This window comes from Enhydrobacter aerosaccus (genome assembly GCF_900167455.1).
GTDB classification, from domain to species: domain Bacteria; phylum Pseudomonadota; class Alphaproteobacteria; order Reyranellales; family Reyranellaceae; genus Reyranella; species Reyranella aerosaccus.
Window position 1 is genome coordinate 75,442 of sequence record NZ_FUWJ01000017.1, and the last position, 26,614, is coordinate 102,055.

29 protein-coding genes are annotated in these 26,614 nt (G+C 66.1%); 9 read left to right on the plus strand and 20 right to left on the minus strand.

From position 1 onward, the window contains the following. Positions 1-8: 8 nt before the first annotated feature. Positions 9-1,241 carry a CinA family nicotinamide mononucleotide deamidase-related protein gene (locus B5D62_RS30935; protein WP_085937950.1) on the minus strand — a complete coding sequence of 411 codons (1,233 nt, stop codon included), beginning with the start codon at positions 1,239-1,241 and terminating at the stop codon, positions 9-11. Between the two features lie 142 nt (positions 1,242-1,383). Here B5D62_RS30935 and B5D62_RS30940 point away from each other — a divergent pair, with 142 nt between their 5' ends. Beyond that, entirely contained in the window at positions 1,384-2,217 is an 834-nt protein-coding gene (locus B5D62_RS30940; protein ID WP_085937951.1) for a class I SAM-dependent methyltransferase, read from the plus strand. 10 nt (positions 2,218-2,227) lie between these two features. On the opposite strand, the gene B5D62_RS30945 is transcribed toward B5D62_RS30940, so the two are convergent. The 7 genes from B5D62_RS30945 to B5D62_RS30975 form a co-directional block, all read right to left on the minus strand. After that, positions 2,228-3,040, minus strand: coding sequence for a carbohydrate ABC transporter permease (locus B5D62_RS30945; RefSeq protein WP_085937952.1), 813 nt, complete (start codon positions 3,038-3,040; stop codon positions 2,228-2,230). Further along, positions 3,037-3,909 (minus strand): carbohydrate ABC transporter permease, encoded by an 873-nt coding sequence (locus B5D62_RS30950; RefSeq protein WP_085937983.1) that lies wholly within the window; start codon positions 3,907-3,909, stop codon positions 3,037-3,039. Before B5D62_RS30950 ends, B5D62_RS30945 begins: the two co-directional genes overlap by 4 nt. 122 nt (positions 3,910-4,031) lie before the next feature. Beyond that, positions 4,032-5,324 (minus strand): ABC transporter substrate-binding protein, encoded by a 1,293-nt coding sequence (locus B5D62_RS30955; protein WP_085937953.1) that lies wholly within the window; start codon positions 5,322-5,324, stop codon positions 4,032-4,034. After that, positions 5,321-6,358: an ABC transporter ATP-binding protein gene (locus B5D62_RS30960; protein ID WP_085937954.1), complete on the minus strand. Its 1,038-nt coding sequence runs from the start codon at positions 6,356-6,358 to the stop codon at positions 5,321-5,323. Before B5D62_RS30960 ends, B5D62_RS30955 begins: the two co-directional genes overlap by 4 nt. Positions 6,359-6,471: 113 nt before the next feature. Next, complete coding sequence (locus B5D62_RS30965; RefSeq protein WP_085937955.1) at positions 6,472-7,437, minus strand: S1C family serine protease; 966 nt, start codon at positions 7,435-7,437, stop codon at positions 6,472-6,474. An 86-nt stretch (positions 7,438-7,523) separates the two neighbouring features. After that, on the minus strand, positions 7,524-8,723 hold the full coding sequence (locus B5D62_RS30970) for an MFS transporter (RefSeq protein ID WP_085937956.1): 1,200 nt from the start codon (positions 8,721-8,723) through the stop codon (positions 7,524-7,526). A 58-nt stretch (positions 8,724-8,781) separates the two neighbouring features. After that, on the minus strand, positions 8,782-9,339 hold the full coding sequence (locus B5D62_RS30975) for a TetR/AcrR family transcriptional regulator (RefSeq protein WP_085937984.1): 558 nt from the start codon (positions 9,337-9,339) through the stop codon (positions 8,782-8,784). Positions 9,340-9,554: 215 nt separating this feature from the next. Between B5D62_RS30975 and B5D62_RS30980 the strand changes: the two genes are divergently transcribed. From B5D62_RS30980 to B5D62_RS30995, 4 genes are all read left to right on the plus strand, one after another. After that, on the plus strand, positions 9,555-10,265 hold the full coding sequence (locus B5D62_RS30980; protein ID WP_170921240.1) for a TetR/AcrR family transcriptional regulator: 711 nt from the start codon (positions 9,555-9,557) through the stop codon (positions 10,263-10,265). Between the two features lie 415 nt (positions 10,266-10,680). Then, positions 10,681-12,030: a CapA family protein gene (locus tag B5D62_RS30985; protein WP_085937958.1), complete on the plus strand. Its 1,350-nt coding sequence runs from the start codon at positions 10,681-10,683 to the stop codon at positions 12,028-12,030. 133 nt (positions 12,031-12,163) lie between these two features. Beyond that, positions 12,164-12,565, plus strand: a complete 402-nt coding sequence (locus tag B5D62_RS30990; RefSeq protein ID WP_085937959.1) for a GntR family transcriptional regulator — start codon at positions 12,164-12,166, stop codon at positions 12,563-12,565. A gap of 83 nt (positions 12,566-12,648) precedes the next feature. Then, positions 12,649-13,461, plus strand: a complete 813-nt coding sequence (locus B5D62_RS30995) for a slipin family protein (protein ID WP_231715004.1) — start codon at positions 12,649-12,651, stop codon at positions 13,459-13,461. Positions 13,462-13,563: 102 nt separating this feature from the next. On the opposite strand, the gene B5D62_RS31000 is transcribed toward B5D62_RS30995, so the two are convergent. After that, positions 13,564-14,778, minus strand: coding sequence for a multidrug effflux MFS transporter (locus B5D62_RS31000; protein WP_085937961.1), 1,215 nt, complete (start codon positions 14,776-14,778; stop codon positions 13,564-13,566). A gap of 466 nt (positions 14,779-15,244) precedes the next feature. Here B5D62_RS31000 and B5D62_RS31005 point away from each other — a divergent pair, with 466 nt between their 5' ends. Further along, positions 15,245-15,730: a hypothetical protein gene (locus tag B5D62_RS31005; RefSeq protein WP_085937962.1), complete on the plus strand. Its 486-nt coding sequence runs from the start codon at positions 15,245-15,247 to the stop codon at positions 15,728-15,730. On the opposite strand, the gene B5D62_RS31010 is transcribed toward B5D62_RS31005, so the two are convergent. Genes B5D62_RS31010 through B5D62_RS31025 form a run of 4 tightly spaced genes read right to left on the minus strand, consistent with a single transcriptional unit; the run spans position 15,654 to position 18,119 of the window. Beyond that, on the minus strand, positions 15,654-16,139 hold the full coding sequence (locus tag B5D62_RS31010; RefSeq protein ID WP_085937963.1) for a DoxX family protein: 486 nt from the start codon (positions 16,137-16,139) through the stop codon (positions 15,654-15,656). The two genes, B5D62_RS31005 and B5D62_RS31010, sit on opposite strands and share 77 nt — an antisense overlap. Beyond that, on the minus strand, positions 16,136-16,933 hold the full coding sequence (locus tag B5D62_RS31015; RefSeq protein ID WP_085937964.1) for an HvfC/BufC N-terminal domain-containing protein: 798 nt from the start codon (positions 16,931-16,933) through the stop codon (positions 16,136-16,138). The genes B5D62_RS31010 and B5D62_RS31015 overlap by 4 nt, the downstream gene beginning before the upstream one ends. After that, entirely contained in the window at positions 16,917-17,804 is an 888-nt protein-coding gene (gene bufB, locus B5D62_RS31020; RefSeq protein WP_085937965.1) for an MNIO family bufferin maturase, read from the minus strand. Before bufB ends, B5D62_RS31015 begins: the two co-directional genes overlap by 17 nt. Before the next feature lie 24 nt (positions 17,805-17,828). Next, positions 17,829-18,119: a BufA1 family periplasmic bufferin-type metallophore gene (locus B5D62_RS31025; RefSeq protein WP_085937985.1), complete on the minus strand. Its 291-nt coding sequence runs from the start codon at positions 18,117-18,119 to the stop codon at positions 17,829-17,831. A gap of 161 nt (positions 18,120-18,280) precedes the next feature. Between B5D62_RS31025 and B5D62_RS31030 the strand changes: the two genes are divergently transcribed. Together B5D62_RS31030 and B5D62_RS31035 are read left to right on the plus strand one after the other, a co-directional pair. Next, positions 18,281-18,829, plus strand: a complete 549-nt coding sequence (locus tag B5D62_RS31030; protein ID WP_139374188.1) for a sigma-70 family RNA polymerase sigma factor — start codon at positions 18,281-18,283, stop codon at positions 18,827-18,829. Continuing rightward, entirely contained in the window at positions 18,826-19,461 is a 636-nt protein-coding gene (locus B5D62_RS31035; RefSeq protein ID WP_085937967.1) for an NrsF family protein, read from the plus strand. Before B5D62_RS31030 ends, B5D62_RS31035 begins: the two co-directional genes overlap by 4 nt. A 189-nt stretch (positions 19,462-19,650) precedes the next feature. On the opposite strand, the gene B5D62_RS31040 is transcribed toward B5D62_RS31035, so the two are convergent. From B5D62_RS31040 to B5D62_RS31065, 6 genes are all read right to left on the minus strand, one after another. After that, positions 19,651-20,049, minus strand: coding sequence for a response regulator (locus B5D62_RS31040; RefSeq protein WP_085937968.1), 399 nt, complete (start codon positions 20,047-20,049; stop codon positions 19,651-19,653). After that, positions 20,046-21,464 carry a PAS domain S-box protein gene (locus B5D62_RS31045; protein ID WP_170921241.1) on the minus strand — a complete coding sequence of 473 codons (1,419 nt, stop codon included), beginning with the start codon at positions 21,462-21,464 and terminating at the stop codon, positions 20,046-20,048. The genes B5D62_RS31040 and B5D62_RS31045 overlap by 4 nt, the downstream gene beginning before the upstream one ends. Positions 21,465-21,538: 74 nt before the next feature. Further along, positions 21,539-21,898, minus strand: coding sequence for a response regulator (locus tag B5D62_RS31050; protein ID WP_085937970.1), 360 nt, complete (start codon positions 21,896-21,898; stop codon positions 21,539-21,541). Further along, positions 21,895-23,304 (minus strand): sensor histidine kinase, encoded by a 1,410-nt coding sequence (locus tag B5D62_RS31055; RefSeq protein WP_085937971.1) that lies wholly within the window; start codon positions 23,302-23,304, stop codon positions 21,895-21,897. Before B5D62_RS31055 ends, B5D62_RS31050 begins: the two co-directional genes overlap by 4 nt. 3 nt (positions 23,305-23,307) lie before the next feature. Then, entirely contained in the window at positions 23,308-23,748 is a 441-nt protein-coding gene (locus B5D62_RS31060) for a hypothetical protein (protein ID WP_085937972.1), read from the minus strand. A 12-nt stretch (positions 23,749-23,760) separates the two neighbouring features. Then, positions 23,761-24,159: a cupin domain-containing protein gene (locus tag B5D62_RS31065; protein ID WP_085937973.1), complete on the minus strand. Its 399-nt coding sequence runs from the start codon at positions 24,157-24,159 to the stop codon at positions 23,761-23,763. A 115-nt stretch (positions 24,160-24,274) separates the two neighbouring features. On the opposite strand from B5D62_RS31065, the gene B5D62_RS31070 reads away from it, so the two are divergent. After that, positions 24,275-25,528, plus strand: a complete 1,254-nt coding sequence (locus B5D62_RS31070) for a GTP cyclohydrolase II (RefSeq protein ID WP_419188828.1) — start codon at positions 24,275-24,277, stop codon at positions 25,526-25,528. Positions 25,529-25,541: 13 nt separating this feature from the next. Here B5D62_RS31070 and B5D62_RS31075 read toward each other — a convergent pair. Further along, positions 25,542-26,614 (minus strand): calcium-binding protein (locus tag B5D62_RS31075; RefSeq protein ID WP_218191394.1); only part of this gene is annotated, 1,073 nt, incomplete at its 5' end.

The following is a 26,614-nucleotide window of genomic DNA, read 5'->3' on the forward strand; positions in this document are numbered from 1 at the left end:
ACTGGCCGTCAACGGCGTTCGAAGTCGATGCGTTCGTCGACCGGCAGGCCGAACAGATGGCGACGCAGGCAGTCGAGGGCGAGTTCGGTCGCACCGACCCGCACCCAATCTCGGCCTCCGACCATGCGCGCCTGACGTGACACGGTTCCCGATGCATCGGCGATACCGATGGCGATCGTGGCGCCGAAATCGGGCCGGTCGGGGCCATCATCCAGTTGCACCAGGACCGCCAGCGCCTGGCTGGCCCTGCTCTCCCGTCGCAGAGCAGCCGCGGCTTCGATTGCGGCCTGGGCTGATGCGCCTTCTGTCGGCAGAGTGCGGGTCACCACTCCGCGCTTGAACACCGTCTCCGCTCCCGCCAGCGGCGCAAGGCGCGCGGCGATGTTGCCGCCGGTGAAGGTCTCGGCCACGGCCAGCGTCTGGCCCAGGGCGAGCAGCTTGTGCATCACCTCGCCTTCCAGCGTCTGCTCGTCCTCCGCGACGACGAAATTCCCGAGCCTTCGGCGCACCTCGGCTTCCACCGGTGCGAGCCTGGCGACGAGGTCCGCTTCATCGGCTCCGCGCACGGCCAACTTGGTTTCCAGTTGCGGAAAATGGGCCTGGAAGCCGAGCTTGATCTCGCCGTCGATCGCGAGGCCGGGGATGCCAGCCAGCATTTCGTCGGCGCGGCTTTCGCCGATTCCGAAGCTGTGAAAGCGCTTGAGGCGCGAAACACCCGTGATGCCGCCCAGTGCTAGCAGGCGCGGGATCACTTGCTCGTCCAGCATGCGGCGCATCTCGCGTGGTACGCCCGGCGTGAAGAGAAAGCGTGCCTTGCCGATCGTGACGGCAAAACCGCAGGCCGTGCCGATCGGATTGTCGATGAATTCCGCCCCTTCGGGCAGCATGGCCTGTTTCTTGTTGTTGGCCGGCATGACGCGTCCACGCCGGGCGTAGGACTCGGTCATGCGCTGCAGCCAGTACTCGCTTAGCACCAGCGGAACGCCGCAAGCCTCCGCGGCCACCTCCTGCGAGAGATCGTCGACCGTCGGGCCCAGGCCGCCATTGACGATCACCGCATCGGCACGTCCACCCGCAAGGCGAAAGGCGGCCAGCAGGCTGTCCCGATCGTCGCCCACAACCGTACCCCAGACCACGTCGAGGCCAACTTCCCCCAGACGCCGGGCGATGTGACTGTAATTGGTGTTGATGGTCTTGCCGGTGAGGATTTCGTCGCCCGTACACAGGATCTCGACGCGCATGGATTCACGGTGCCTTTCTTGTGAAATGCCAGTATGTCATGGCGAACCGCCCCTGCCAGCAGGACAAGCTGGCCGCATTTCTGCTCGGTTTCGAGCTATAGTGCCGAGCGAGGCGCGTAAAGGATAAGCGTTGGAGGACGGTATGGCGGCGGCACGACATCTGCGATTGGTCGGGGCGCCCTCGCTTTCACTCGATAGCGACGAGCTGGCGCGGGACTACGAACGGATCAGCGCCACACGCCAATTCCAGGCGGGGCAGAAACTTGCTGCCGATCTCGCCATCCAGCCGGGCGAGCGTGTGCTCGATCTCGGCTGTGGGACCGGGCTGCTGGCCGAACATGTGGCCGACTTGGTGGGCCCCACGGGCGAAGTCGTTGGCATCGATCCTCTGCCTCTGCGCATCGAGCTGGCGCACAGCAAGCGACGCGACAATCTCCGCTTCGAAGTCGGCGACGCCTACGACCTCGACGACCTCGCCAATGGCACGTTCGACGTCGTGATTATGAACGCGGTGTTCCACTGGCTGCCGGAGAAGACCAAGCCGCTGCTCGAATGCGCCCGGCTGCTGCGTCCGGGCGGCCGGATCGGCATCAGTACCATGCTGAAGGGGCATCGCACGCACGTTCATCAGATCGCCAGCAAGGTGCTGGCCGAGCCGCCCTTCAACCAGTTCCCGCGGCCCCGGGCCCAGCTCGCGTTCCCGGTCGACGCCGAAGAGATGAGGGCCTTCTTCGGCATGACGGGTTTTGTGCCGTCGCGGATCGAGGTGCTTGAGACTACCCGGACCTGGCCGTCGGCCGAGGCGGTGATCCGCTATTCCGAGGCCAGCACCTTCGGCAACTTTCTCGGTCATTTGCCGCCTGAGCTGAAGAACCGGGCACACATCGCCATCCGTCAGCGCGTGCAATGCCTGATGACGGCGGATGGGATCGTCGACCATGGTCGTCGGCTCGTTGCCATGGCCCATCGGCACTGACTGCAGGTGGCTACTTGATGCCGGCGCGCATGAAGCTCTGCACGAACTGGCGCTGGAATAGCAAAAAGGCGACCAGAAGAGGACCGGAGGTCATCAGGGTCGCGGCCGTGATGACCGACCAGTCGATCCCTTGATCTGACGAGGCAAACACCGAGAGGCCGACCGTGAGCGGCCGCGTCTCGACCGAGTTGGTGACGATCAGCGGCCACAGGAAGTTGTTCCAGTGGTAGCTCACCTGCACCAGGCCGTAGGCGAGATAGATCGGCCGCGCCAGAGGCACGTAGACGCGCCATAGCACGCCGAGCGTGCCGCAGCCTTCGATGCGTGCGGCTTCCTCGAGGTCCTTGGGCACCTGCAGGAAGGCCTGCCGCAGCAGGAAGATGCCGAAGGCCGAAGCGAGGTAGGGCAGTGCCACGCCGAACAGCGTATCGATGGAACCCAGCGCGCGCACCGTGCGGTAGTTCACGACGGCCAGGATCTCTGGCGAGATCATGAGCTGTATCAGTACCAGGGCGAACAGCAGGTCCCGGCCGCGAAAGGTGAAGCGTGCGAAGGCGAAGGCGGCCAGGGTGCACAGCACGCATTGCGTGCCGACGATCATCGCCACGATCAGGATGGTGTTCAGGAAATAGCGCGCGAACGGCGCGGCGCTCCAGGCCCGTGCGAAGTTCTCCAGGGTCAGGGGCGCGGTAAGGTCGAAGTGGGTCGCGTACGCCGCGGGATGGAAAGCGGTCCAGACGGCGTAGAGCAGCGGTGCCAGCCAGAACAGGCCGAGCGCCCAAGCCGCAGCGGTCTCCAGGGCGAGAGAAGGGCGCGCCCTCATTGGTAATGCACCTTGCGGCCGGCGAACAGGAATTGCGCCAGCGCCAACAGGCCGAGGAGGGCCAGCAGCACCATGGTCAGCGCCGTGGCGGCTCCCTGGTCCCAGAATTTGAAGCCGATCTCGTAGATATGGAACAGCAGGACGTTGGTGGCATTGTCCGGCCCGCCGCCGGTCATCATGAAAATGTGGTCGACCGTACGGAAGGCGTTGATCACGGCATTGACCAGCACGAAGAGCGTGACGGGCATCAGCAGGGGCCAGGTCACGCGGCGGAAGAAAGTGAAGCGCGAGGCGCCTTCGATCGCCGCCGCCTCGCGCAGGTCGGGCGGGATCTGCTGGAGGGCAGCGAGATAAAAGATCATGAAGAAGCCGGCTTCCTTCCACACTGCCACGACCATAACCGCGGCCAGGGCGGTGTGCTGGGAGCCCAGCCAGTTGGTGGTGTGTCCGCCGAACAGAATCGCGATCTGGTCGAGCAGGCCATAGCCCGGCGTGTAGAAGAACAGCCAGATGTTGGCGACGGCGATCATCGGCAGGACGGTGGGCGTGAAGTAGGCCATACGCAGCAGTGACCGGCCGGGCAGGCGGCTGTCGACGAACAGCGCCATGGCGAGCGCGATCGCGACAGCCGCTGGGATCGTGCCGGCGGCATAGATCAGATTGTTGATCAGCGCCTTCCAGAAGATCGGGTCGGCGACCATGTCCCGGTAGTTGTCGAGACCGACGAAGTGGGCTGGCCGATTGCGCCTGGGTGTCGAATAGAAGGAATCGATCAGCGTCGCGACGATCGGGATGTGTGCGAAGGTAGCGAGCAGCACCACCGATGGCAGGAGCAGCAGCCACGCCTCGACCGTCGTCCGACGCGGCATCAAACGGTGCAAGCCGAACGACATCTTGCCGGACCGCGAGCCTCCGGCCCGCCCTTCTTGAGAGGCGGACCGGTAAAAGGGAGGAACGTGTTCCAACGGTGGCGAGGCCGGCGACGCTCGGGCTACTGGTAGGCCTTGAGGATACGGTCGGCTTCCGCCTGCGCATCCTTCAGGGCCTGGGCTGGTGTCTTGGTCCCGAGCAGCGCCGCCTGCAGGTTGTCGTTGAAGACCTTGGTCACCCGTTGATTGTCGTGTGTCGACAGCTCGGCGACCGCGCAAGGCAGCTGGTCGCGCGCTACGGCGGCGGGCGGGAACTTGGTGACGTACTCCTTGAGCGCCGGCGTCTCGAAGGCGGCGGGCGACACGGCAATGTAGCCGGTGGCCATCGACCAGCGCGCCGCCTGTTCGGGGCTGGTCATGAACTGCACGAACTTGAGCGCCGCAGCCTGCTGTTCGGCCGTCGACTTCTTGAAGACGTAGAGATTGCCACCACCGGTCGGTGTGCCGCGCCGGACCTTGGCCGGCAGCATCGCGACGCCGAAGGGGAATTTGGCGTTGTCGCGCACGTTGGTGAGATTGCCGGTCGTGGTCCACATCATCGCCGTCCTCTTTTCGAAGAAGTCCTTCGGCGTGGTGCCCCATTCGACCAGGCCCGACGGTGCCACCTTGTCCTTGTGGCCGAGGTCCACCCAGTATTGCAGCGCCTCGACCACGGCCGGCTTGTCGAAGGCGACCTTGGTGCCGTCCTGGTTCATGAGGATGGCATCGTTCTCGGTGGTCAGGCCCTGGAACAGCCAGTAGGGAAAGGCGCCACCCGAAGGGATCTCGATGCCCCATTGCGTCACGTTGCCAGACGCATCGCGCTTGGTGAGCTTCTGGGCGAAGGCGCGCATCTCCTCCCAGCTCTGCGGCGGCTTCTCGGGATCGAGGCCGGCCTCCTTGAAGGCCTCCTTGTTCCAGTACAGCACCACGGTCGAGCGCTGGAACGGGATGCCCCAGGTCTTACCGTTGGCCTGGCTGTTCTGCATGAAACCTGGGTAGAAGCTCGCGAACCACTTCTTGCCCTCGTCGCCCTTGACCAGTTCGTCATAGGGAATGACGGCATCCTCATCGATCAGCGTGAACATGTCGGTCGATAGGAGCACGGCGACCTGCGGGGAGTCGCCGCCCTTCAGCGCGGTCAGGATCTTGGCGATCGTGTCCTGGTATGAACCGGCATAAACGGACTTGATCTTGATGCCGGGATTGGCCTTCTCGAAATCGGCGACCATGGCATCGACGATCTTGGTGACGGGGCCGCCGACAGCGATCGGATAGAAAAAGCTGAGCTGGGTCTCGGCCAGCGCCGGGCCCGCCGCGAGGGCGGCGCTGCCGGCGAGCGCTGAGGCGAGAAGAAGACGGCGGCTGATGGTCATGCAGGACTCCTGTCGGTGGAAGGCGGAAAGGCGGAGAGACGGCGGCCCGAAGCGCGATCGAAGCGATGCTCGTGCGCGGGATCCCAGGCGAGGGCGGCGCGTTCGCCGATGCGGGCCGATGCGCGACCCGGGACGCGCACGAGGATGGCGTCGCCATCGTCGCTGCGCCGCAGGCCGACGATCGTGTCGGCACCGAGATATTCGATGCTCGTGACCTCGGCATCGGCACCGTTGCCGGTCGGCGGCGCGAGCCGCATGTCCTCGGCGCGGACGCCCGTGACCACGGATGGCTCCGGACCGGCCGCGGCGATCAGGTTCATGGGCGGCGCGCCGACGAAGCGGGCGGCGAACACGGTCGCCGGCGCCTGGTAGAGATCGACGGGAGAGCCGGCCTGCTCGATGGCCCCGTCCTTCATCAGGATCACCTGGTCGGCCATGGTCATGGCCTCGACCTGGTCATGGGTGACGTAGATCATCGTCATGCCGAGCCGCTGCTGCAGGGCGCGGATCTCGACCCGCATCTCCTGGCGCAGCTTGGCGTCCAGATTGGAAAGCGGCTCGTCCATTAGGCAGACCGGCTGCTCGGAGACGATGGCGCGGGCCAGCGCCACACGCTGGCGCTGACCGCCCGACAACTGTCCCGGCTTCCGGGTCAGATACTCCGACAGTCCCACGAGCGCCGCGACCTTGCCGAGGCGGGCATCGCGCTCCGCCCGCGCCACCCCGCGCACCTCGAGGCCGAATACGATGTTCTGCGCCACCGTGAGATGCGGGAACAGCGCATAGGACTGGAACACCATGGCGATGCGCCGGTCCTTCGATGGCAGGTGCGTGATGTCGCGGCCGTCGATGACGATGCGGCCGGCGGTCGGCTCCTCGAGGCCGGCAATGAGGCGCAGCGTCGTCGATTTACCGCAGCCGGACGGGCCCAGCAGCACGCACAACGCGCCGCGCTCCACCGAGAACGACACGTCGTTCACGGCGGCGCGGCCGCCGAAGTCCTTGACGAGGTGCTCCACCTCTATGCGCGACACGCTCCCCGCTTCCCTTCCTGCCGGCTTGCAGAACCCGGGCGGGGGATACGTGGATGCGATGACAGTTCAATGACAGCGAGGCGTATAAGCGGCCAGCCGTTATCGGGTACCGCTTACTTCGAGCGCCGCTCCATCGGCACCAGCGTCCTCGTCTGGACCGCACCGCCGCGCAGGATCGAGACGCTCGTCTCCTGTCCGATGCGCGACGCGCCCAGCAGGCGCACGAGGTCGTCGGCTCCTTCTACGGTGATGCCATCGACGGACAGGATCAGATCGCCTGCCAGCAGACCACCCATGGCGGCCGGGCCGCCCGGCATCACCTCGCTGATGCGGATGGCACGCTTGCCGGCCCCGGTGGCAAGGCCGATACGGCGCGGTAGCGGCACGGTCTCGGCCGCGATGCCGATATGGGCGCGGCGCACGCGACCGTGGGCGATGAACTCGCTTACGGTCAGGACCGCGGTGTTCGACGCCACGGCGAAGCAGATGCCCTGGGCGCGCGCGATCATGGCAGTGTTGATGCCCACTACCTCGCCGGCAGTGGAGACCAGCGGTCCGCCCGAATTGCCGGGATTGAGCGCGGCGTCGGTCTGGATCACGTCGTCGATGAGCCGCCCCGAGGTCGCGCGCAGGCTGCGGCCGAGCGCCGACACGACGCCGGCCGTGACCGTGGATTCGAAGCCGAGCGGATTGCCGATCGCCACCACGAGCTGTCCACGCCGCAGCGCCTTGCTGTCGCCCAGCGCCGCCGCCGGCGTTCCGGCCGGCAGGTCGGTGCGCAACAGCGCCAGATCGGTATCGGCGTCGTCGCCCAGCACGCGGGCCTCGCGCGCATTGCCGTCGGCGAAGGAAAGCCGCACGCGTGTCGAGCCACCGACCACGTGGCTGTTGGTCAGCACCAGCCCGTCGCCGGCGATCACGACGCCGGAGCCGGTACCGCCGGCCGGCTGGCCGTCTTCGCCGAGACGCTCCACGCGCACCACGGCTGGTCCGACACGGTCGACCACCGCGATCAGGGCACGCGAATAGGCATCGAGCAGCGAGTTGTCATCGAGGGGGCTGGGAACATCCAGCGGCATGACGCACCTCCGCAAATGGAGAGGCTATATGGGGAGGCGGCACGGTTGCCGCGAGTCCCGATCCCGCTTTCGCGCTGGTGCGTTGCTCACTCGGTCGCGAAGTACAGCAGCGCCGCGACGGGCGCGGCAAAGCCGATCCAGGCGGCGAGCGGCCAGCCTCCCTGAGCATAGGCCCAGGCGCCGATCGCCGAACCGGCCGCGCCGGCGACGAAGAAGATCGCGATATAGAGACCGTTCAGCCGCCCGCGCGCTTCGGCGCCGAGCATGAACAGGGCGCGCGTCCCCAGCACCACGTTGGCCTGGACGCCGAAATCGAGCGCCAGCGCCGCCACCACCAGCAGCGCGAGGGCGGTGGTCGAGCCCGGCTCCGCTACACGCGTCAGCAGGAAAGCGCCGGCCGACAGAAGCATGGCGAAGACGGTCGTGATGCGCGTATGGCCGCGATCGGCCAGCCGGCCCGCGACCGGCGCGCCGATGGCGCCCGCCACACCGGCGAAGGCGAAGAGGGCGATGCCGCTCTGGTTGAGGCCATAGGTGGGGCTCGCCAGCAGGAGCGGCGTGGTGGTCCAGAACAGGTTGAAGGCACCGAACAGGCAGGACTGATAGAAGGCGCGACGGCGCAGAAGCGGTGTTGTGCGCACTAGCTGCACGAGAGACAGCAGCAGCGCGCCATAGCTGATCCGCACCTCGGGTCTGCGGATGGGCAGCGTCGCCCGCAGCACCAGCGCCAAAGCCAGCATGGCGGCAGCCGAGATGAAATAGACCGCATGCCAGGAGCTGAAGGAGACGATGAGGCTCGACACCGGCCGGGACAGCATGATGCCCAGCATCAGGCCGGTCGCGACATTGCCTACCACGCGGCCGCGCATTTCCGGTGGCGACAGATGCGCGGCATAAGGCACGAGAATCTGTACGCCGACCGAACCCAGCCCGATCAGCAGTGCGGCGCTCAGGAACGGCAGGGGATGCGTCGAGACCGCGGCACCCAGCAGCGCCAGCGCGGAGAGGCTGAGCGTGGCCAGCACCAGCCGCCGGTTCTCCACCAGGTCGCCGAGCGGCACGATCAGCAGCAGGCCGAGGCAATAGCCGATCTGCGTCATGGTCACCACGATGCCCGAGACCTGAGGCGACAGGCCGAGATCGGCCGCGATCGGCGCCACCAGAGGCTGGGCATAATAGAGATTGGCCGCCATCAGGCCGCACGAGGCGGCAAGCAGGAAGGTGATCCAGGCGGGCAGGGCGGCGGCCGGTGAAACCGGCTCGGCGCATTCGGCAATCGTCGACATGACGCTACTCCACTCTACTCGACATGGGGAATGTACATTCCCCATTTACGCGCATTGTTCAGGCAATAAGTTTCATCGCGATGGCGACGGTGGCAGCGGGGTCGTCGGGCGGACGACCCGCGCGGCCAACCACCCGCAGGCCCTGCAGCAGGCATAGCATGACGCGCGCCGTCTCCGCCGAATCAACACTGCGCGAGATCGAGCCATCGGCTTGGCCTTGTCGGATCAAATCGGCCAGTTGGCTCTCGATGCGTGCCAGGTTACGCCGGACCAGGGCAGCCACCTCGGGATCGAGGATCGAGAGCTCGACTGCGCCGCCGATCGCGAGGCATCCGCGCTTCCCTTCGATGCCGCGCGCGGAATCGACATAAAAAGACAGCAGGTCACACAGTCTGGCGCGACCGCTCCTGGGCGTTTCGGCGAGGCGGCGTATCTGTTCGGCGCGTAGCATCTGGTAACGTTCCAGCGCCGCCAGGTAAATCGCGCGTTTGTCCTTGAAGGCCTTGTAAAGGCTGCCTGCTGCCAATCCCATGGCCGTGCCGAGATCGGTGATCGAGGTGGCGTTGTAACCTTGCTCCCGGAATACGCGGATCGCTTTGTCCAGCGCCTCGTCCATGTCGAACTCGCGCGGTCGACCGCGGAGAGGAGAGCGGCGGGGGACGACGGCATTGGCAACCATACTAGATATTTAGGAAATGACTGTTCCCTAAGTCAAGGACGGTCGGCCCGCAGGAGGGGTGGCCGCGGTGGTCCCGCGTAGTCAACAGCTGTTGACAGAGCGTGTTGGTCGGCATACGAGTAAACTGCAAGATTGGTTGGCGAGATGCGGCGGTGACGGGAAAGGTCGCGAGAAAACGGTCCGGCGAGCAGACGCGCCAACGCATTCTGGCGGCGGCCGCGCTCCAGTTCGCACGGACTTCCTACGAGGAAGTGAAGCTGCGCGACATCGCCCGCGACGTGGGCATCGACGTCGCCTATGTCCATCGCTGCTTCGGTTCCAAGGAGCAACTCTTCGCCGACGTGCTCGAAGCCACGCGCGACTCCGGACCATCTATTCTGGGCGAAAAGCAGGATCTTCCGCGCATCTTCACCGACGAATCCTTCAACCGCGATGCGATCGGATTCGGCATTTTCATCTGCTCGCTTTCCAGCCCCAAGGCGCGGGAAATCATCAAGGCGTTCGGCTTGCGGGAATTCATAGAGCCGCTGGCGGCGAAGCTGCCGGAACCCGCCCTGTTGCGCGCAACCCTGCTCCTCGCCTGCATGACGGGCTTGAAGGTCACACGGGAAGTGCTGGGGGTCGATCCGCTCGCCAACATGTCGAGCGAGGATTGCCGGGGGCTGATCGAGGGGATCTTCGCTGCCTGCCTGGACGAGAACCGCGGCGCCTCGCGGAAGACAGCGGTCGCCGCGCCGAAGGCGGCGAGGTCCCGGCAGCGCGCTGCGCCGAAGGGACGGGGAGCCGGAAACACGATTGACCGTACGCGCGATCACGGCGCGTCCGATCGCCGAAGGAGGGTCGCCCCCGCACAGGAAAAGTGAACCAGCCCTTTGGGGTGCAACCGGCCGCGCTTCTCCCGTCGTGCCGGTTGCCGAGTGGGTATCCCCCACGCGTCTCAACCCGCGAAGTCGTGCATGACGCCCCCCGCGATCCTGCGCACGAGCCCCAGCTTCTATTGAAAATGCCGATTCGGTCCTAAGTCCTAGGGGCAAGCGCCCCGCCGGTGCCCGAAACCGGGCATCGTCCTCGGTCCCAGGTCGGCACCTAGAAGGAGATGAACTTGATCGTTCTCGCTTCTCTTGTCGCTGTCGCGGCGATCCTGGTCGCCATTGCCTGGGCCCTCTTGAAGCGGGTTCTGAGATGGTAGTTGTTGCCGCAGGGAGCGGCGGCGATTGATGGGAGGGGGCCGAGCAAGATGGTTTTGACATCGCTGGCTCGGCTTTGGAGAGTCGGGATATGAACGGTCCAGCGTACCCGCCTTCCACCTCCTCTCCCTTCCACCTCCTCCTCACCGGCGATTCCATCCTCCAGCGCCGCCTTCTGAGCGACGCCGACCCCGTGCTGCGGCCTCTGTTCGAGCGCGTGCGCGCAGCGGATGTGGCTTTCACCAATCTCGAAGTGCTGGCGAACGACTATCGCGGCGATCCGGCGCTGGAGAGCGGCGGATCGCATTTCGGCGCGCCGGCCTGGGTGCTGGACGAATTGCGGGTGGCCGGTTTCGATCTCTTCGCCACCGCCACCAACCATAGTCTTGATTATGGTGTCTCGGGCCTGCTGCACACGCTGGAGGCGCTGGAGGGACGGGGCCTTTCCTTCGCCGGCATCGGCCGCAATCTCGAGGACGCGCGGCGCCCCTGCTACCACACCCATCCCAACGGCACCGTAGCGCTGATCTCCTGCGCCTCGTCCTTCGCCAAGGGCCAGGAGGCGAGCGCGCAGCGGCCGGATTTGCCCGGCCGCCCTGGCCTCAACCCTCTGCGCTTCGAGACGGTGCACGAGGTGACGGAAGCGCAACTCGCCAGCCTGCGCGAGATGGCCGAACAGCTCGGACTCGAGGCCGAGCGGCTGCAGCGCATCAAGATGGGCTTCGCATTTCCGCCCGCCGATCCAGCCCTCTTCCCGCTCGGCGACCTGCGGTTTCGCGCCCTGCCGGCCGGCTCCAACCGGCCTGCCGTGCGCACGACGGCGAACCGCAAGGACGTCGAGGGCATCCTGCGCTGGGTGCGGGAGGCGCGCGGCCTGGCCGATCTCGTCGTGGTGAGCCTGCATGCGCACGAGCAGGGTGAGAGCAAGGAAGTGCCGGCCGAGTTCATCCCCGCCTTCGCGCGCGAGATGATTGACGGCGGCGCCGATCTCGTCATCGGCCACGGCCCGCATTTGCTGCGCGGACTGGAGCTCTACAAGGGCAAGCCGATCTTCTATTCGCTCGGTAACTTCATCGGCCAGAATGAGCTGGTGGCCAAAATGCCGTCCGATGCCTACGACCGCTTCCGTGCCGATCCCGATCTCACGCCGGGGCAGGTCTACCAGAAGCGCACCAACAACGATCAGGGCGGTTTCCCCGCTGACCGCCGCTTCTGGGAATCGGTGGTGCCGGTGCTCTCCTGGCAGGGCAACGCGCTGAAGGGCATCGAGCTTATTCCGATCAGCCTCGGCTGGAAGGAAGCGCGCCACAGGCGCGGCCGCCCGCGCCTGGCCAAAGGCGACCAGGCGCGATCGATCCTCGACCGGTTCGCGGCGCTCTCGAAGCCGTTCGGGACGACGATCGTTCTTGAGGGCACCAGCGCGTGCGTGGCGCTGGGGTAGCGTTCTCGTCGTCCGTCTTTGCTCTTACGGTCCTCTTCCTGTGTGCGGGACAGGTCAGGGGAGAGCGCGCACCGTCCCTCTCAGCGCGGTCGGATCTTGACCGCATTGTGCTAAAAGAGTAGTGTATTAGTTAATGCATACACAGGCCGTCCTTCAGCGGGTGCGCCTCGAGAACACGGGTGTGCCGATCTACGTCCAGCTTCGGGAACAGATCCTGAGGCTGCTGGGAGCAGGCGTCTTGCGGCCGGGCGATCAGATGCCGACCATGCGCGAGGTCGCGGTGGCGCTGAAGGTCGATCTCAACACCGTGCGGCATGCCTATGACGAGTTGGAACGGCTCGGTGCCATCACGCTGGTGCGCGGCCGTGGCAGTTTCGTCGCCGATCCTCCCGCCGCGCTCAACGGGCGAGAGGCAACGGCGCAAACCGATGCGCTGGCCAAGCAGGTGATCGCGACAGCACTCGCCATGGGAGTCGACCCGAAAAACTTGGCCGACCGAATAACGGCCCTCGCAGGGAAGGAGACCAAGCCATGATGAACGCCTTGACCGGAGGTGGGCGCAATCGGCCCGCTGGAGTTCTCGCTTTCTTACTCATTGCCCTCGGAGTCGCCACGGCTGTGACCGCCCATGACCATGCGTCGTCGTTCATGTGGGGCGCGGCCGTCGTGCTGGTAATCGCCGGGCTGCTCGTCCCGCAGACCCTCATGATGGCGAACCAGTGGGAGCGCGCGGTGGTCCTGCGCCTTGGCAGACTGAAGGCGATCCGCGGGCCCGGCCTGTTCCTGATCATCCCCTTCGTCGATACCGTCGCCACATGGCTCGACCAGCGCATCCAGACAACGGAATTCAATGCCGAGCAGGCGCTCAGCAAGGACACCGTGCCGGTCAATATCGATGCCATCATATTCTGGCAGGTGCATGATCCCGAGCGGGCGGCGCTCGAGATTTCGGATTACCGGTCGGCGATCGCCCGCGTCGCCCAGACATCGCTGCGGGAGATGGTGGGATCCTCGCTTCTCGCGACGCTGCTCTCCGACCGCAAGCAGGGCGACCAGATGCTCCGTGACGATATCGGCCGCAAGACCGCGGAATGGGGCGTGAACGTCATCTCGGTCGAGATCCGCGACATCGGCGTACCCTCGGCCTTGCAGGATGCCATGAGCAGGCAGGCCCAGGCGGAGCGTGAACGGCTCGCGCGCGTGGCGCTCGGGCAGGCCGAGCTCGAGGTGGCGCAGAAGTTCGTCGAGGCCGCCGCCGTCTACGCAAGCACACCCGCCGCCCTGCAGCTTCGGGCCATGAACATCATCTACGAGACGACCAAGGAACGCGGCGCCACGATTCTCATTCCGACCGCCATGATCGACAGCATGAACCCGGGCGGCATCATGGCGCTGGCGGCGATGGGACAGACCGGTCCGAAAGCGGCCTAGCAGCGCCATCGCTGTCGCGGGAGAGAGCAAGCCGATTCGTCTCTCCCGCTTTCCTGTTCCCCTCCGGCCGAGCGCCGAGGTGAGGGGGCGTGCAGGCGACGCCTACGGCAGCGACTTGCGGCGGCGTAGCGTGACGAGTGCGACGGGGACGGCGAGCAGCGAACAGGCGGCGATGCCGGTCACCATCGGCATCGGCGTGCCGTTGGCGAATGGCGCCACCAGTGCCGAGCCGAGCGCGCCGCCGGCGAAGTTCATCGTGCCGACGAAGGCTGAGGCGGCGCCGGCGCGGACAGGATGCGCTTCCATCGCCAGCACCATGCTGGAAGGGACGATGATGCCGGCGAAGCCGAAGGTGAGCGCCAGGCCGATCACCAGCACCGGCAACGCATCGATGCCGGAGACGACCAACGCGAGCAGCGCCAGGATCGTGGCGCAGTTGAGCATCACGGCGGCACGCACGACCCGGCGCAAGGTGAAGCGCTTGGCGAGTCGGCCGTTGAGTTGCGAGAAGGCGACGAAGGTGACGCCGTTCAGCGAGAACAGGATCGCATAGAGCCGCGGCGGCAGGCCGTAATGCGCGGCGATCACGAAGGGCGAGTTGGCGATATAGATGAAGAAGCCCGAGAGAGCACAGGAGGCGATCAGCGCGATGCCCAGGAAATGCGGATCGCGCAGCAGCGCGGCATAGGAGGCGAGCGCGCTGCCGATCGTGCTCTGGCTCCGCGCCACCGCCGGCCGCGTCTCAGGCAGCAGCGTCTTCACCATCGCCATGCAGGCGAAGGCCAGTACGCCGACGACGCCGAACACCGCGCGCCAGCCGAACGCTTCGGTGACCACGCCGCCACCGAGAGGCGCCAGGATCGGCGACACGCTGAAAACGACCATCAGCATCGACATCAGACGCGCCGCCTCGGGCCCGCTGTGCAGGTCGCGAACGACCGCGCGCGGGATCACCATGCTGAAGCAGGCACCCAGGCCCTGCAGCACGCGGCAGGCGATCAGCATGCCGATGGTCGGACTGAAGGCGCAGCCGGCACTGCCGATGATGAAAATCGAGAGCCCGGCATAGAGCGGCGCCTTGCGGCCATACATGTCCGACAGTGGACCGGATAGGAGCTGGCCGATGCCGACGGCCAGCAGATAGGCCATCAGGCTTGCCTGCGCCGAACCGGTGTCGGCGCCGAGATCGCGTGCCAGTGCGGGCAGCGCCGGCAGGTACATGTCGATCGCGAACGGACCGACCGCGACGATGAGACCAAGGACGATGGCATAGCGAACGGAGGAGGGGGCGGAGACGGAAAGCGACTGGGTGGACATGGGTACTCTACTCTCGAACTCTGGTTACGCGGACGCTCCGACCGGCGGGCCGGTCGGCAAGATGGAATCAAACGCGGCCTTCCTGGAGATGAGAGGCCGCGAGTCGGGATCCGATCGGACGCCTTTGCCCCGTCATTGGCGCGGCGTCTCTGTTGTCGTGGCCGGTGGGCCTGCGGCGGAAGATGCCGCAATATCCGTGCCCCGAGGCGTGGCACTTTCTCGGATTGGCGATGCGCGACACGCAGGTCTTGCTCTGTGAGGGGAGCATGATCGAATGCCGGGCCCGCGCGCTTTACGCCGCGGTGCTTACATTCCCGTGAAGGTCACCGCTTTCGGCACACCATCGGATGCACGGCGCTCGATGTCCCTGCAATCGATGAGGTTGTACCCGTATCTCCACTAATGATCGGTAGTATCCCTGATGTGGAAAGCCGTGCAGGATGCCCGCAGGAAGCCGGGAGGAATCATGGTTCTGGGATTGTCGCTGGCGACCTTCACACTTGTGCATGTGGGCATCAGCCTGATCGGCATCGTTTCAGGCATCGTCGTGCTCTATCGCATGGTCGCCTTCCGTCCGATTGTCGGATGGAACGAGCTGTTCCTTGTGACGACGATCCTGACCAGCGTGACGGGCTTCCTGTTCCCGTTCCATGGCTTCGGTCCGGCGCACATTCTCGGCGTGCTGTCGCTGCTAGTGCTGGCGATCGCGCTCTATGCGCTCTATCCACGCCACCTGAGCGGCGCCTGGCGGCCACTCTATGCCGCGGCAGCAGCGCTCGCTCTCTACTTCAACGTATTCGTCGCCGTGGCGCAGGCGTTCGGCAAGATACCGGCCCTGACGGCGCTGGCGCCCACCCAGTCGGAGCCGCCCTTCGTCATCGCACAGGTCGCGGTGCTGGTGCTGCTGGCCGCGGGTGGCTTCCTGGCGCAGCGGCGCTTCGCCCGCGCGTGAAAAGCGCATCGAGAGACAGCGTTCCCGGTCCGAATTTCGCGAGGTAGAGCAGGGCCACGGCCCACACCGCGTGCGTGTCGAAGGCGTTGGGGTAGACGAAGATCTCGATCACGGCCGTCATGCCCAGCAGGATCAGTGCTGCGGGGCGCGTCAGCAGGCCGAGGAACAGCAGCACCGGCATCGACAGTTCCATGCCCATCGCCAGCGGCGCGGCGAGATCGGGCGGCAGTAGCGGCAGGCGGTATTCGTCGCGGAACAGCGCCAGCGTCGTGCCATCCGCCCAGCCGTCGAGCTTGAGCAGGCCCGAGCGCAGGAAGGTGGTGCCGATGCCGAGCCGCGCCAGGGCGGCAATCAGGTCGTGCGGAATACGGTCCAGCTGCGCATCGAGTCGGGCGAGCAGGGCAGTCATGAGCGGGATCCTTCAGTAAGTCCGACGATCGCGCCGGCGGAGAAAAGCAGGGCCAGGCAACCCGCGATATCGAAGGCAGGCTCGGCCTCTACTGCGGCTGCCACCGCCGCGCCCAGCGGGGCGTTGTCGGCTAGCGCCGCAAGCAGCCGATCCGCGCCTGCGGGCAGCCGCTGTGTCAGCACCTGTAGCGCCGGCCGCGTCACCAGCACCGATTCGGATCCGGCTTCGGGGCCGAGCGGCCTGACCTCGTCGTCTTCGGTGTTGGTGGTCCAGATCGACAGGACCGGCCACGGCGAGACGATGAACTGCACGGCGGGATGGAGTGCTAATCGCACTGTGTCGAGCCGTTCGGGCGGCAGCATGGCGAGACGATCGATGCCGATCGGATCGGCGTCGGCGGCGTGGAAGGCGCGATGCCGCAACCACTCCAGCTTCGCCATATCAGGCAGGTAGGGCAGGTCCGCCGCGGGCTCGAAGCTGGCCAGGAAGGCGTCGAAGCCCGCACCGTAATTGGCCAGTACGGGCCCGGTCGGCGGATGCTGGGCGATGAACAGCAGCGCGGCGGCATCGAAGAACTCGGCGCCCACCAGGCGACGCACCACGGGATAGCGCGCACCGAGTGCGGCGACGAGGCTCACCCTGACATTGTTGCGATAGACCGCGAAGCGCCGCGCCGCTTCGGCCTCGCTATAAGTTGTCAGGCCAGCCGGCGTCGGCGCATCGAGGTGCAGCAGCGCTTGCGCGAACGCCGCCTGCTGAGCCGCAGCGGCCGACGTCTCAGGCCGCGCGCGCATGGTCTGCTCCCTCACTGGCGCGCAACAGGTTCTCGGCGCGTGCCGCTTCCGCGGCCAGCACCGGCCAGGTGGGCAAGGCCGAATCCCATTCGATCAGGGTCGGGCAGGCGCCGAGTCGGGCAAGTACATGGCGGTAGAGATCCCATACTGGATCGGCGACAGGCCGGTCGTGAGTGTCGATCAGCAGCGTCGGCATGTTGGCGTCGCCATGCTGTGTCTCGTGGCCGGCGAGGTGGATCTCCTGCACCCTCGCCAGGGGAAAGGCATCCAGATAGGCCCGCGCGTCGAAGCCATGATTGGCCGCCGAGACAAACACGTTGTTGACGTCGAGTAGCAGGCCGCATCCAGTACGCCGCGCCAGCTCGGCGAGGAAATCCGTCTCGCCCATCTCCTCACCATCGAAGCGCAAGTAGGTCGAGGGGTTCTCGAGCAGCAACCGCCGACCCAGTGCTTCCTGCGTCACATCGACATGGCGCGCGACGAGGTCGAGCGTGGCGCGCGTATAGGGCAGCGGCAGCAGATCATTGTAGAAGGCATTGCCATGCGTCGACCAGGCGAGATGCTCGGAGACGACGAATGGCTGGTAGCGGTCGACCACGGTCTTGAGGCGATCGAGATGGCCGGAGGTCAGGCCGGCGGCCGAGCCGATCGACAGGCCGACACCGTGAACGGAAAGCGCATAGTCCGCCCTGATGCGTTCGAGGAAATAGTGCGGCGGACCGCCGGCGCCCATGTAATTCTCGGCATGCACCTCGAACCAGCCGATATCGGGATGGTCGTCGAGGATGGGCCGATAATGCTCAGGCTTGAGCCCGACTCCCGCCCGCATAGGAGGGCGGGAGAGGGAAAGGGCGCGGCGGTCCGTCGTCATGATCGAAAGCTCCCGAACAGGCCGTTACATCGGCGCGAGCATGCCCTTGTGCTTCATGCCGTCCTTGGCCATCACCTCCATCGCGGTGCAGGTGCCCTTGGCGACCAGCTTCCAGGCCTTGGCGTCGTAGTCGACCTTGGACTGGCCGGAGCAGGAGTTGTTGCCGGCCGAGGCGCAGTCGTTGTGACCGGCCATGGAGACGCCGTAGCACTTCTCCTTGCTGGCATCGGGAGTCTGGGCGCTGGCGGCGACCGAAAGCAGCGATGCGGCGGCGACGGCGGCGGCCAGCGCGATGGGGGTGGTACGGATCGTCATCTTGAAGTCCTCCTCGGGATTAAGCGCAGGCCGATCTTGGCCTCGCATGATGTCTTTCGGAGGAGCCGTCGCAGGTGTTACAGGGGAGCGTGATTTTTATCCGGCTTGCCGGCCTGTAACGTTTCGCCCCTCCCATACGAATACGTGATCGAGCGATCTGCGTGTCCTTCCCCGAAGATCCCTCCGCGCTGATGCGGGCTGCCCTGGCGGGGAATGACGACGCCTATCGCCGCCTTCTGCTCCATGTCGCGGCATGGCTACGTCGCGTGGTTGGACGCGGGCTGGCGGCAGCTGGGCGACCGCATGCGGATGGCGAAGACATCGTGCAGGAGACATTGCTGGCCATGCATCTGAAGCGCGAGACCTGGGATACGACACAGCCGCTGGAGCCGTGGCTGCGCGCCATCGCGCGCCACAAGCTGGTCGATCACCTGCGCCGTCGCGGTTTCACCGACCACGTCGATATCGACGACCATGCCGGGACCCTGGCGGCGCCAGGAGGAGGCGAGGAGGGCGCTTCCACTGATGCGCAGCAGATGCTGGCGGCCCTGCCCGAGCGTCAGCGCACGATCGTCGAGGCGATCTCGATCGAGGGGCGCAGCGCCCGCGAGGTCGGCGCGGCGCTCGGCCTAAGCGAGGGCGCGGTACGGGTGACCTTGCATCGTGCGCTCAAGGCGCTGGCGCGGGTCTATCGGGGAGAGAAGGCATGAAGACCGAACAGCTCGTAGCCGCGCTGGTGGCCGACGGTGGACGAGCGGGCCGCCCGATCGCCGCCACCATCGCGCGCGCTCTCGCGGCGGGCCTCGCTGTGTCGCTGGCGATCTTTGCCGTGACGCTGGGACCGCGCGTCGACCTGATGCCGGCCCTGGAGACGTGGCGCTTCGATCTCAAGCTGGTGCTGGTGGCGGTGGCGGTGATGGCGGCAGGCGCGTGCTGCCTTGCCTTCGCGCGACCCCAGTCGAGCGCGCATTGGAGGCTGTGCGTGGCGCTGTTGGTCGTGCTGGCGGCCGGCGCTCTGGCGGCGGAGTTGTCGGTGCTGCCGCGCGGCCAGTGGATGATCAGCCTGGTCGGCAGCAACGCGCTTGTCTGCACGACGGCCATCCCGCTCTTTTCGCTCGCACCGCTGGTTGGGTTGCTGCTGGCGCTGCGCCGCACCGCACCAGCCTCGCCGATGCTGGCCGGGGCGGCCGCCGGCGCCTTCGCCGCGACCTGCGCCGCAGTGATCTATGCCTTCCATTGCTTCGATGATTCGCCGCTGTTCGTGCTGGTCTGGTACCCGCTGGCGATGGTGCCGGCCGTGACCGTCGGCGCGGTGCTCGGGCGGCGGCTGCTGCGCTGGTGACGGCCGGAGTAGAGACCGGAATCGGGCTGCGGCGGCGCCGAGTGTATTTTGTATGGCATGCAGGGTGCCGTTTTTGCGCGAGCGCGGTCGTGCTCCATTTTATTTCCATTTATTAAAGCGTTACCGCGCGGTAACGAGCGCGCCGTCGCGGGCTCCAATGCCATACATTTGTTGAGGATCAACGGATCTTTAGTGAGCCTGGTCCATTGCTGTGGCGAGCTGCCGGATCAGTTCGCGCTTGTCGATGGGCTTCTCGCAGCGGGGAATACGCATGTAGGCCTTGTCGAGCAGGAGCTCGGCGTAGCCGGTGGCGAAGATGAATGGCACGTGACGCGCGAGCAGCGCGTCGGCGACCGCATAGACCCGTTCGCCGCGAAGATTGATGTCGAGCACCGCCGCGTCCAGCCGTTCTTCCTCGCGGTTGACGATCGCCAGCGCCTCGCGAACCGATCCGACCGGGCCCACCACCTGGACACCCAATGACTCGAGCGTGCCGGCGATGTCGAGCGCGATCATGTACTCGTCCTCGACCACGAGCAGGCGCTTGCCGTGCAGCCGCCGCTCCATCTCGACCGGGTCTGTCGTCATGCTTTGCTCACCTTCGGACCCAGACCGACCGAAATATGGCAATGGACCCCGTCGGGCTTGAAGGCCAATCGGGTCTTGGCGCCCAGCTGGTACGGCAGGGCGCGTTCGATCAGCTCGGTGCCGTAGCCGTAGCGTCTCGTGCCATCGAGCCGCGGCATGGCCACACAGCTTTCCCGCCAGTCGAGCACGATCGTGCGCCCCTCGTCGTCGTCCTCCAGGCGCCAGGTGACATCGAGCCGGCCATCGGCTTGCGACAGGGCGCCGTGCTTGGCGGCGTTTGTGGCGAGTTCGTGCAGGGCGAGGCCCAGTGCCTGGGCCGCTGCGGCTGGCAGCGCTACCGACGGGCCGTCGAAATGCACGCGACCGCCTTCCAGACTGTTGCCATCGTGGGCACGCAATTCGCCCCCCAGCAACTCGCCGAGGTCGATGTCCTTGTAGTCGACACTCGACATCAGCATCTGCACGCGGCTCAGCGCCCGCAGCCGATTCTCGAACTCGAGCTGGAAATCCTTGAGGCTGGCGCTCTTGCGCAACGTCTGGGTCGCGATGGCCTGGGTGATGGCCAGCAAATTGCGGGTGCGATGTTGCAGCTCGGCCATCAATACCTGCTGGCGATCGTGCAGGGTACGCAGGTCGTGCACGTCGGTCATGGTGCCGACCCAATCGACCTGGTCGCCGAACAGCACTGCATGGTGGCTCGACCCGGCGATCGGCCGAGCACGGGTCTGGTGCCAGCGATAGCTGCCGTCGCTGCCGCGGCGGACACGATGCTCGGCCTGATACTCCCCGGCTGCTCGCGCCGTCTCCCATGCCGCCAACGTATGAGCGCGATCGTCGGGATGGACAGCCTCAAGCCAGCCGAAGCCCGCACTCGCCTCGGCACTCATGCCTGTGAAGTCGATCCACTGCGGGCTTGGCCAGGTCCGGCTGCCGTCAGCGCGGGCGAGAAAGACCAGCTGGGGGACGTTGGTGGCGAGCAGCCGGAAGCGTTGCTCGGCCTCGCGCAGCTGTTCCTCGGCGCGATGTTGGTCTGTACGGTCGCGCAGGATCTTCACGAATCCCAGCCGGCGGTCGGCCAGCGGCATCATCAGGCCCGAGGCCCAGAAGCGCGATCCATCCTTGCGTTGCTGCCAGCGTTCGTCTTCGGCCCGACCGTCCGACAAGGCCCTTCTGCGCTCCTCCTCCGCCGCCCCGGCCGCGCGTTCCTCGGGGACGAAGATCACATCGGCCGAATGGCCCTTGATCTCGCGCGCAGCGTATCCGAGCAGGCGCTCGGCGCCAGGATTCCAGCTTGTTACCCGTCCCTCCGGGTCGAGGGAGAAGATCGCGTAGTCCTTGGCGCTCTCGAAGACCAGACGCAGCAACTCGCTACTTGCAGGTGCGCGTCCTTGCTCGCGCCCGGTCTCCCTGTCCATCCCCGCCATCCTCCGCAACGCCTGACCACAGAGAACGACAAGAGCCGATGGAACGTTGCGTGCAAAAACAGAGATCAGACCCCGGCCGTGACGAGGGTACGGCGCAGTTCTTCGAGGCTGAAGGGCTTCTGCAGGAGAGGGGTGTCGAGATAGGGCGGGACGAGGATACGGCTGCCATAGCCCGTGGCGAAGACCACTGGCAGGCCGCGGGCCCGGACGGCGTCCGCGACCGGGAAACTCTGCTGCCCATTGAGGTTGATATCGAGCAGGGCGAAGTCGAAGGCAGCTGTCTGGGCCAACTGCACGGCCTGATCGAGCTCGCCCGAATGAGCGACCACCTCGTAGCCGAGATCGCACAACATGTCCTCGAGGAGCATGGCCATCAGCACTTCGTCCTCGACCACCAGGACCCGCCGTTTGTCTGGATCACTCATGCCGCCACGTCCCCGGGCTCACGGCCGGGCTCCAAAGGCCGTTCGCGAATGGTTTCGAGGGGCGCATCGATGGTGCAGACGAGCCCCTCCGGCCGGTATTCGATGCGCGTCTCGCCCTGCAGTTCGGCCGGCAGGCCGCGCTCGATCATACGGGCGCCGAAGCCGAGGCGAGTCGGCCTGACGACCGCCGGCCCCCCTTGCTCCTCCCAGCGCAGATGGAAACGGCCGTTGAGGGCGGTCCAGCTGACCGTGACGTGGCCTGCTGGCACCGACAGAGCGCCATATTTGAGGGCATTGGTGCCGAGTTCGTTCAATGCGATCGACAGCGCGACCGCGCTTTTCGGGCGCAGTCGGAAAACCTCGCCCACGAAACGAATGCGCTCGCGGTCGGTGTCGAAATGAGCACGCAACGACCCTCGGGCCAGGGCCTGGAGCTGGACGCCCTCCCAGTTCGCATCGGTCAACAGGCTGTGGACGGCGGACAGGGTAAGCAGACGCTGCTCGAAGTCGCGACGCGCGGCAGGATCGACGTTCTTCAGCGTAAGCGCGGCGATGGATTGCACGATCGCCAGCATGTTCTTCACGCGGTGATTGAGTTCGTTCAGCAGCAGCTTGAGATGTTCCTCGTAGCGATGGCGCTCGGTCACGTCGGCGGCGGCGCAAACCGCGCCCTGGATCTCGCCCGTGGGGGATCTCAGCGGCATGGCCCGCATCAGCAGAAGTCGCGCCTCGCCACTCTCGAACCGCAGCTCCAGGAGTTCGTCCATCACCTCTTCGCCGCGGACGGCGCGCTGCATCGGCAAGGCGTCGGCCGGCACTTCCTGGCCATCTCGATAGAAGCTGTATGGCCGGCGTTCCTCGAGAAGGTTGCTGAGCGACGGGAATCGGTTGCTGCTTCCGAGATGGAGAAGCTGAGCCGCCTGGCGATTGCCCGTCAGATGGCGCAGCTCGCGGTCGTAGCTGAACCACACCGCTGTGGGGATCGCTTCCAGCACGGTTTCCAGCTCGATGGTCCGCTTACGAAGCGCTTCGACCGCTTCGTCTCTCTCGAGCCGGGCTTGCTGACGGTCGCTGACGTCGCGGAACATCACGCCGATGCCCTGGCCGAGCGGGAACATGCAGTAGGAGACCCATCGGCCCGCCATCATCGAAGCGCCTTCACCGCGCAGCGTCCTGCGGCCGTCCATGACCTCGAGCAAGGCGCGGGCCCGTTCGGAATGCCGATCCTCGGCAAAGATCTCCCAGAATTTGCGTCCGATGACATCGTCGGGATGCCGTCCGAAATGGGCCGCTGCGGCGGCATTGAAATGCGTGATCCGCCACGATCCGTCGACCGCATAAAAAGGTTGATCGATCTCCCCCAGGATCGTGTCCAGCGCGGTTTGGGCGTCGATCGTGGTCGGCATCGGCTACTCGATCTTTACGTCCATGCTGTAGCGTGCGTTCCCGCGCGTCCCGCCTACCACGATCAGATAGAGACCGGTCTGGGGCAGCCGGCCACTCCATCGTGTCGCGTCGTCGCCATCTCCGACACCGGGCAACGGCTTGCCCTTGAAGTCGAGCGTGCCGTCGGCATCGCGCTCGACCTTGGTGCCGGGTTCGTAGATCTGGAACACGGCATTGTCATCTGGCGCGGTGATCGTGATGGTCATGATCTGGCCGGCCTTGGCGCCCAGCGAATAGAGATCGCGTTCGCCACGCGCCACGTGCCCACCGACCGTGCCCTTGCTCGAACCGGTGGCGAAGAAGATGGCGCGGGGCTTGGGCACCGGCTGAGGCCCGGGGTCGGCGGCATAAGCGATCGAGACAGCGGACAGCAACGCGAGGCAGAAGGCCATGGCCGATTTCATGACGGGCTTCCGCTACTCCACCGTCGCGGTTTCGAACTCGGCCGGCATGGTGATTTCGAGGACTTCGAAATCGTCGGAGTGGGCGATCTCCTTGTGCTTGATTCCAGGTGGTTGATAGACCGTCGAACCGGGCACGAGCTTGTGCTCGCCGTAGCCGTCATACTCGAAGATGGCCCATCCCTTGAGCACGTAGATGAATTGGAAGGTCAGCGCGTGGGTATGGCGCGGCGCGTCGGCATGCATGCCCGGCCGGGCCCGGATCACATGGGCGCCGACCTTGCCCCCGGTCAGCGTGTCGAGGCCGAGCGGCCGATACTCGAAGAAGGGGCGCAGCCCGTCCGGTTTGAAGGAGTCCGGGCCGAGATGGTTGACGATGGCGAGTTTGCCTGGGGTCGCATGACTATCGGGCATGGGCGGTCTCCTCCGGTTTCAGCGGCTATGTGGTCAGCGGCCCCGGTTTTTGCAGGCACAAGGCCGTCTTTTCTTCTTCATCCACAGGGCCTAGAATGCCTCGCTTTCCCGCCTCTTGGCATCTGGAAAGCATATGGCTCACATCAGACTGAATACTCACCCCGCCCAGGGCGGCCAGGCTGCTCCTCCGGTGATCTGGGGTGCCCGCGATCCCAAGCTGCGCGGCCCGGTGGTGGGCACCGTTGCCGATCCCGCCAAGCGCAACGCCATCGGCGTCCATTCGGGCAGCTACGGAATCTACCGCGCGCTGGCCATTGCCGCCCAGGAGCTGAAGCCGGGCCATCGGCCGGACTTCACCAATACCTCGCCGGCCGAGCCGATCGGCCCGTTCGAGAGCTGGTTCGACCCGAAGAAGATCGTGTCGCTCGATCCCTGGGGGCACATGGTGGCGGAAGTATTCGCCGACAAGCTTGCCGCCGGCTGGGACATCCGACCGACGATTGCCGTCACGAAGGCCCACGTGCAGATGCCCGAGATCCGCGACGCCATCGCGGCCGGGCGGCTGAAGCCGGACAACGATCTCCTGACGCCCAATGGCGACGTGAAGGTCACCAAGGCGGCGGTCGAGCCGGTCTGGTGGCTGCCCGGTATCGCCGAGCGCTTCGGCGTCAAGGAGACGGATCTGCGGCGGACGCTGTTCGAGCATACCGGCGGCATGTACACCGAGCTCGTGACACGCCCCGATCTGGAGATATTCCTGCCACCGATCGGCGGCTCGACGATCTACTTCTTCGGCGACGTGACGCAGCTTGGCAAACCCGAAACCAGGATCGCTTGCCGGCTCCACGACGAATGCAACGGCTCCGACGTGTTCGGCTCAGACATCTGCACCTGCCGGCCCTACCTCGCGCATGGCATCGAGATCTGCATCGAGATGGCGCAGAAAGGCGGCGTCGGCGTCGTCATCTACAATCGCAAGGAAGGCCGGGCGCTAGGCGAAGTCACCAAGTTCCTCGTCTACAACGCGCGCAAGCGGCAGCCCGGCGGCGACTCGGCGGCGCAATACTTCAACCGCACCGAATGCGTCGCGGGCGTTCAGGACATGCGCTTCCAGGAGCTCATGCCCGACGTGTTCCACTGGCTGGGCATCAGTCGGATCGATCGCTTCGCCTCGATGAGCAACATGAAGTCCGATGCCCTGCGCCAGCAAGGCATCGAGATCGTCGAGCAGGTGCCGATCCCGGAGGAACTGATTCCGGCCGACGCCCAGGTCGAGATGGACGCCAAAAAGGCGGCCGGTTACTTCACCCCCAAGAGGCCCGAAACCGCTGAACTCGCCAAGCCGAAGGGACGTGGCTTGATGGAGTGAATGCCATCCGCCGTCACGCGTTGTGGTGATTGACGGCGAGCGGGATGGTGGTCGAGTCCTGGGGCATCGCCGAGAGCGTCGATTGTCCTGCCGCCGTGGTATCGAACGTTGCCATGGCCTGGATGAGTTGCGCGCTTTGCGCATCCATGGGCGTCATCACAGCACTCGATGCGCCGGCGATGCTGGCGGCGGTGAAGTCCGCGGTCGTGAGGGGAAGGGTTCCGGTGAGGTTGACGGCGAAGTCTGCGACGCCGTCGCCGTTGATGTCGGCGGAGAGGGTGGTGATGCCGCCGGCCGAGGCATAGTGCAGGGCATTGGCCTGGTGATCGAAGGCGGCGGTGCCGAGCCAGCGGAACTGGCCGATGGCGGAGAGGTCGAGGCTGTCGCTGCCCTGGGTGAAGTCGGTGATGGTGTCGGCGGCGGCCGGGGTGCTGTCGGAAGCGGCGGTGAAGACGAAGGTGTCGTTGCCGGCGCCGCCGGTGAGGGTGTCGGCGCCACCGCCGCCGGTGATGCGGTTGTTGCCCTCGTTGCCGACGATGAGGTTGGCGACGGCGTTGCCGGTGGCGTCGATGGCGCCGGCGCCGGCGGCGAGAGTGAGGTTCTCGACCCCGGCGGTCAGGGCGTAGGTGATCGAGGAGATGACGGTGTCGTTGCCCTGGTTGGAGGCGGTGAGCGGCTGCAGGGGATCGGGGGTGGTGACGGGGGCGTTGGCGCCGCCGCCGACCGTGGCGCCGTTCATGAGCTGGCTGTAGTAGATGCCGAGATAGGTGTGGCGGTAGAGGAGGTCCTTGGTGCCGTCGCCGTTCTCGTCGGCGATGCCGAGGAACTGCCAGCCGCCGGCGCTGAGGTCGGGCAGGGCCACGGTCGACTGGAGGGCGCCGCCGGAGAGCAGCCACAGCTGGTTGGTGTTGCCCTGGCTGACGACGACGTCGAGCTCGCCGTCGCCGTTGTAGTCGGCGGTGCCCTTGAGGGTCCATCCGGCGGGAACGGCGAAGGCGGCGCCGGCGGTCTCGCGCACGATGTCACCGGGATTGTCGACATAGTAGGTGTCGTTGCCGGCGCCGCCGATCATGGTATCGGCTCCCG

Coding starts and splice junctions, on each gene's coding strand:
- B5D62_RS30935 (WP_085937950.1), bottom strand. CDS start 1,241: ATGCGCGTCGAGATCCTGTGTACGGGCGACGAAATCCTCACCGGCAAG.
- B5D62_RS30940 (WP_085937951.1), top strand. CDS start 1,384: ATGGCGGCGGCACGACATCTGCGATTGGTCGGGGCGCCCTCGCTTTCA.
- B5D62_RS30945 (WP_085937952.1), bottom strand. CDS start 3,040: ATGAGGGCGCGCCCTTCTCTCGCCCTGGAGACCGCTGCGGCTTGGGCG.
- B5D62_RS30950 (WP_085937983.1), bottom strand. CDS start 3,909: ATGCCGCGTCGGACGACGGTCGAGGCGTGGCTGCTGCTCCTGCCATCG.
- B5D62_RS30955 (WP_085937953.1), bottom strand. CDS start 5,324: ATGACCATCAGCCGCCGTCTTCTTCTCGCCTCAGCGCTCGCCGGCAGC.
- B5D62_RS30965 (WP_085937955.1), bottom strand. CDS start 7,437: ATGCCGCTGGATGTTCCCAGCCCCCTCGATGACAACTCGCTGCTCGAT.
- B5D62_RS30970 (WP_085937956.1), bottom strand. CDS start 8,723: ATGTCGACGATTGCCGAATGCGCCGAGCCGGTTTCACCGGCCGCCGCC.
- B5D62_RS30975 (WP_085937984.1), bottom strand. CDS start 9,339: ATGGACGAGGCGCTGGACAAAGCGATCCGCGTATTCCGGGAGCAAGGT.
- B5D62_RS30985 (WP_085937958.1), top strand. CDS start 10,681: ATGAACGGTCCAGCGTACCCGCCTTCCACCTCCTCTCCCTTCCACCTC.
- B5D62_RS30990 (WP_085937959.1), top strand. CDS start 12,164: ATGCATACACAGGCCGTCCTTCAGCGGGTGCGCCTCGAGAACACGGGT.
- B5D62_RS31000 (WP_085937961.1), bottom strand. CDS start 14,778: ATGTCCACCCAGTCGCTTTCCGTCTCCGCCCCCTCCTCCGTTCGCTAT.
- B5D62_RS31005 (WP_085937962.1), top strand. CDS start 15,245: ATGGTTCTGGGATTGTCGCTGGCGACCTTCACACTTGTGCATGTGGGC.
- B5D62_RS31010 (WP_085937963.1), bottom strand. CDS start 16,139: ATGACTGCCCTGCTCGCCCGACTCGATGCGCAGCTGGACCGTATTCCG.
- B5D62_RS31015 (WP_085937964.1), bottom strand. CDS start 16,933: ATGCGCGCGCGGCCTGAGACGTCGGCCGCTGCGGCTCAGCAGGCGGCG.
- bufB (WP_085937965.1), bottom strand. CDS start 17,804: ATGACGACGGACCGCCGCGCCCTTTCCCTCTCCCGCCCTCCTATGCGG.
- B5D62_RS31025 (WP_085937985.1), bottom strand. CDS start 18,119: ATGACGATCCGTACCACCCCCATCGCGCTGGCCGCCGCCGTCGCCGCC.
- B5D62_RS31035 (WP_085937967.1), top strand. CDS start 18,826: ATGAAGACCGAACAGCTCGTAGCCGCGCTGGTGGCCGACGGTGGACGA.
- B5D62_RS31040 (WP_085937968.1), bottom strand. CDS start 20,049: ATGACGACAGACCCGGTCGAGATGGAGCGGCGGCTGCACGGCAAGCGC.
- B5D62_RS31045 (WP_170921241.1), bottom strand. CDS start 21,464: ATGGACAGGGAGACCGGGCGCGAGCAAGGACGCGCACCTGCAAGTAGC.
- B5D62_RS31050 (WP_085937970.1), bottom strand. CDS start 21,898: ATGAGTGATCCAGACAAACGGCGGGTCCTGGTGGTCGAGGACGAAGTG.
- B5D62_RS31055 (WP_085937971.1), bottom strand. CDS start 23,304: ATGCCGACCACGATCGACGCCCAAACCGCGCTGGACACGATCCTGGGG.
- B5D62_RS31060 (WP_085937972.1), bottom strand. CDS start 23,748: ATGAAATCGGCCATGGCCTTCTGCCTCGCGTTGCTGTCCGCTGTCTCG.
- B5D62_RS31065 (WP_085937973.1), bottom strand. CDS start 24,159: ATGCCCGATAGTCATGCGACCCCAGGCAAACTCGCCATCGTCAACCAT.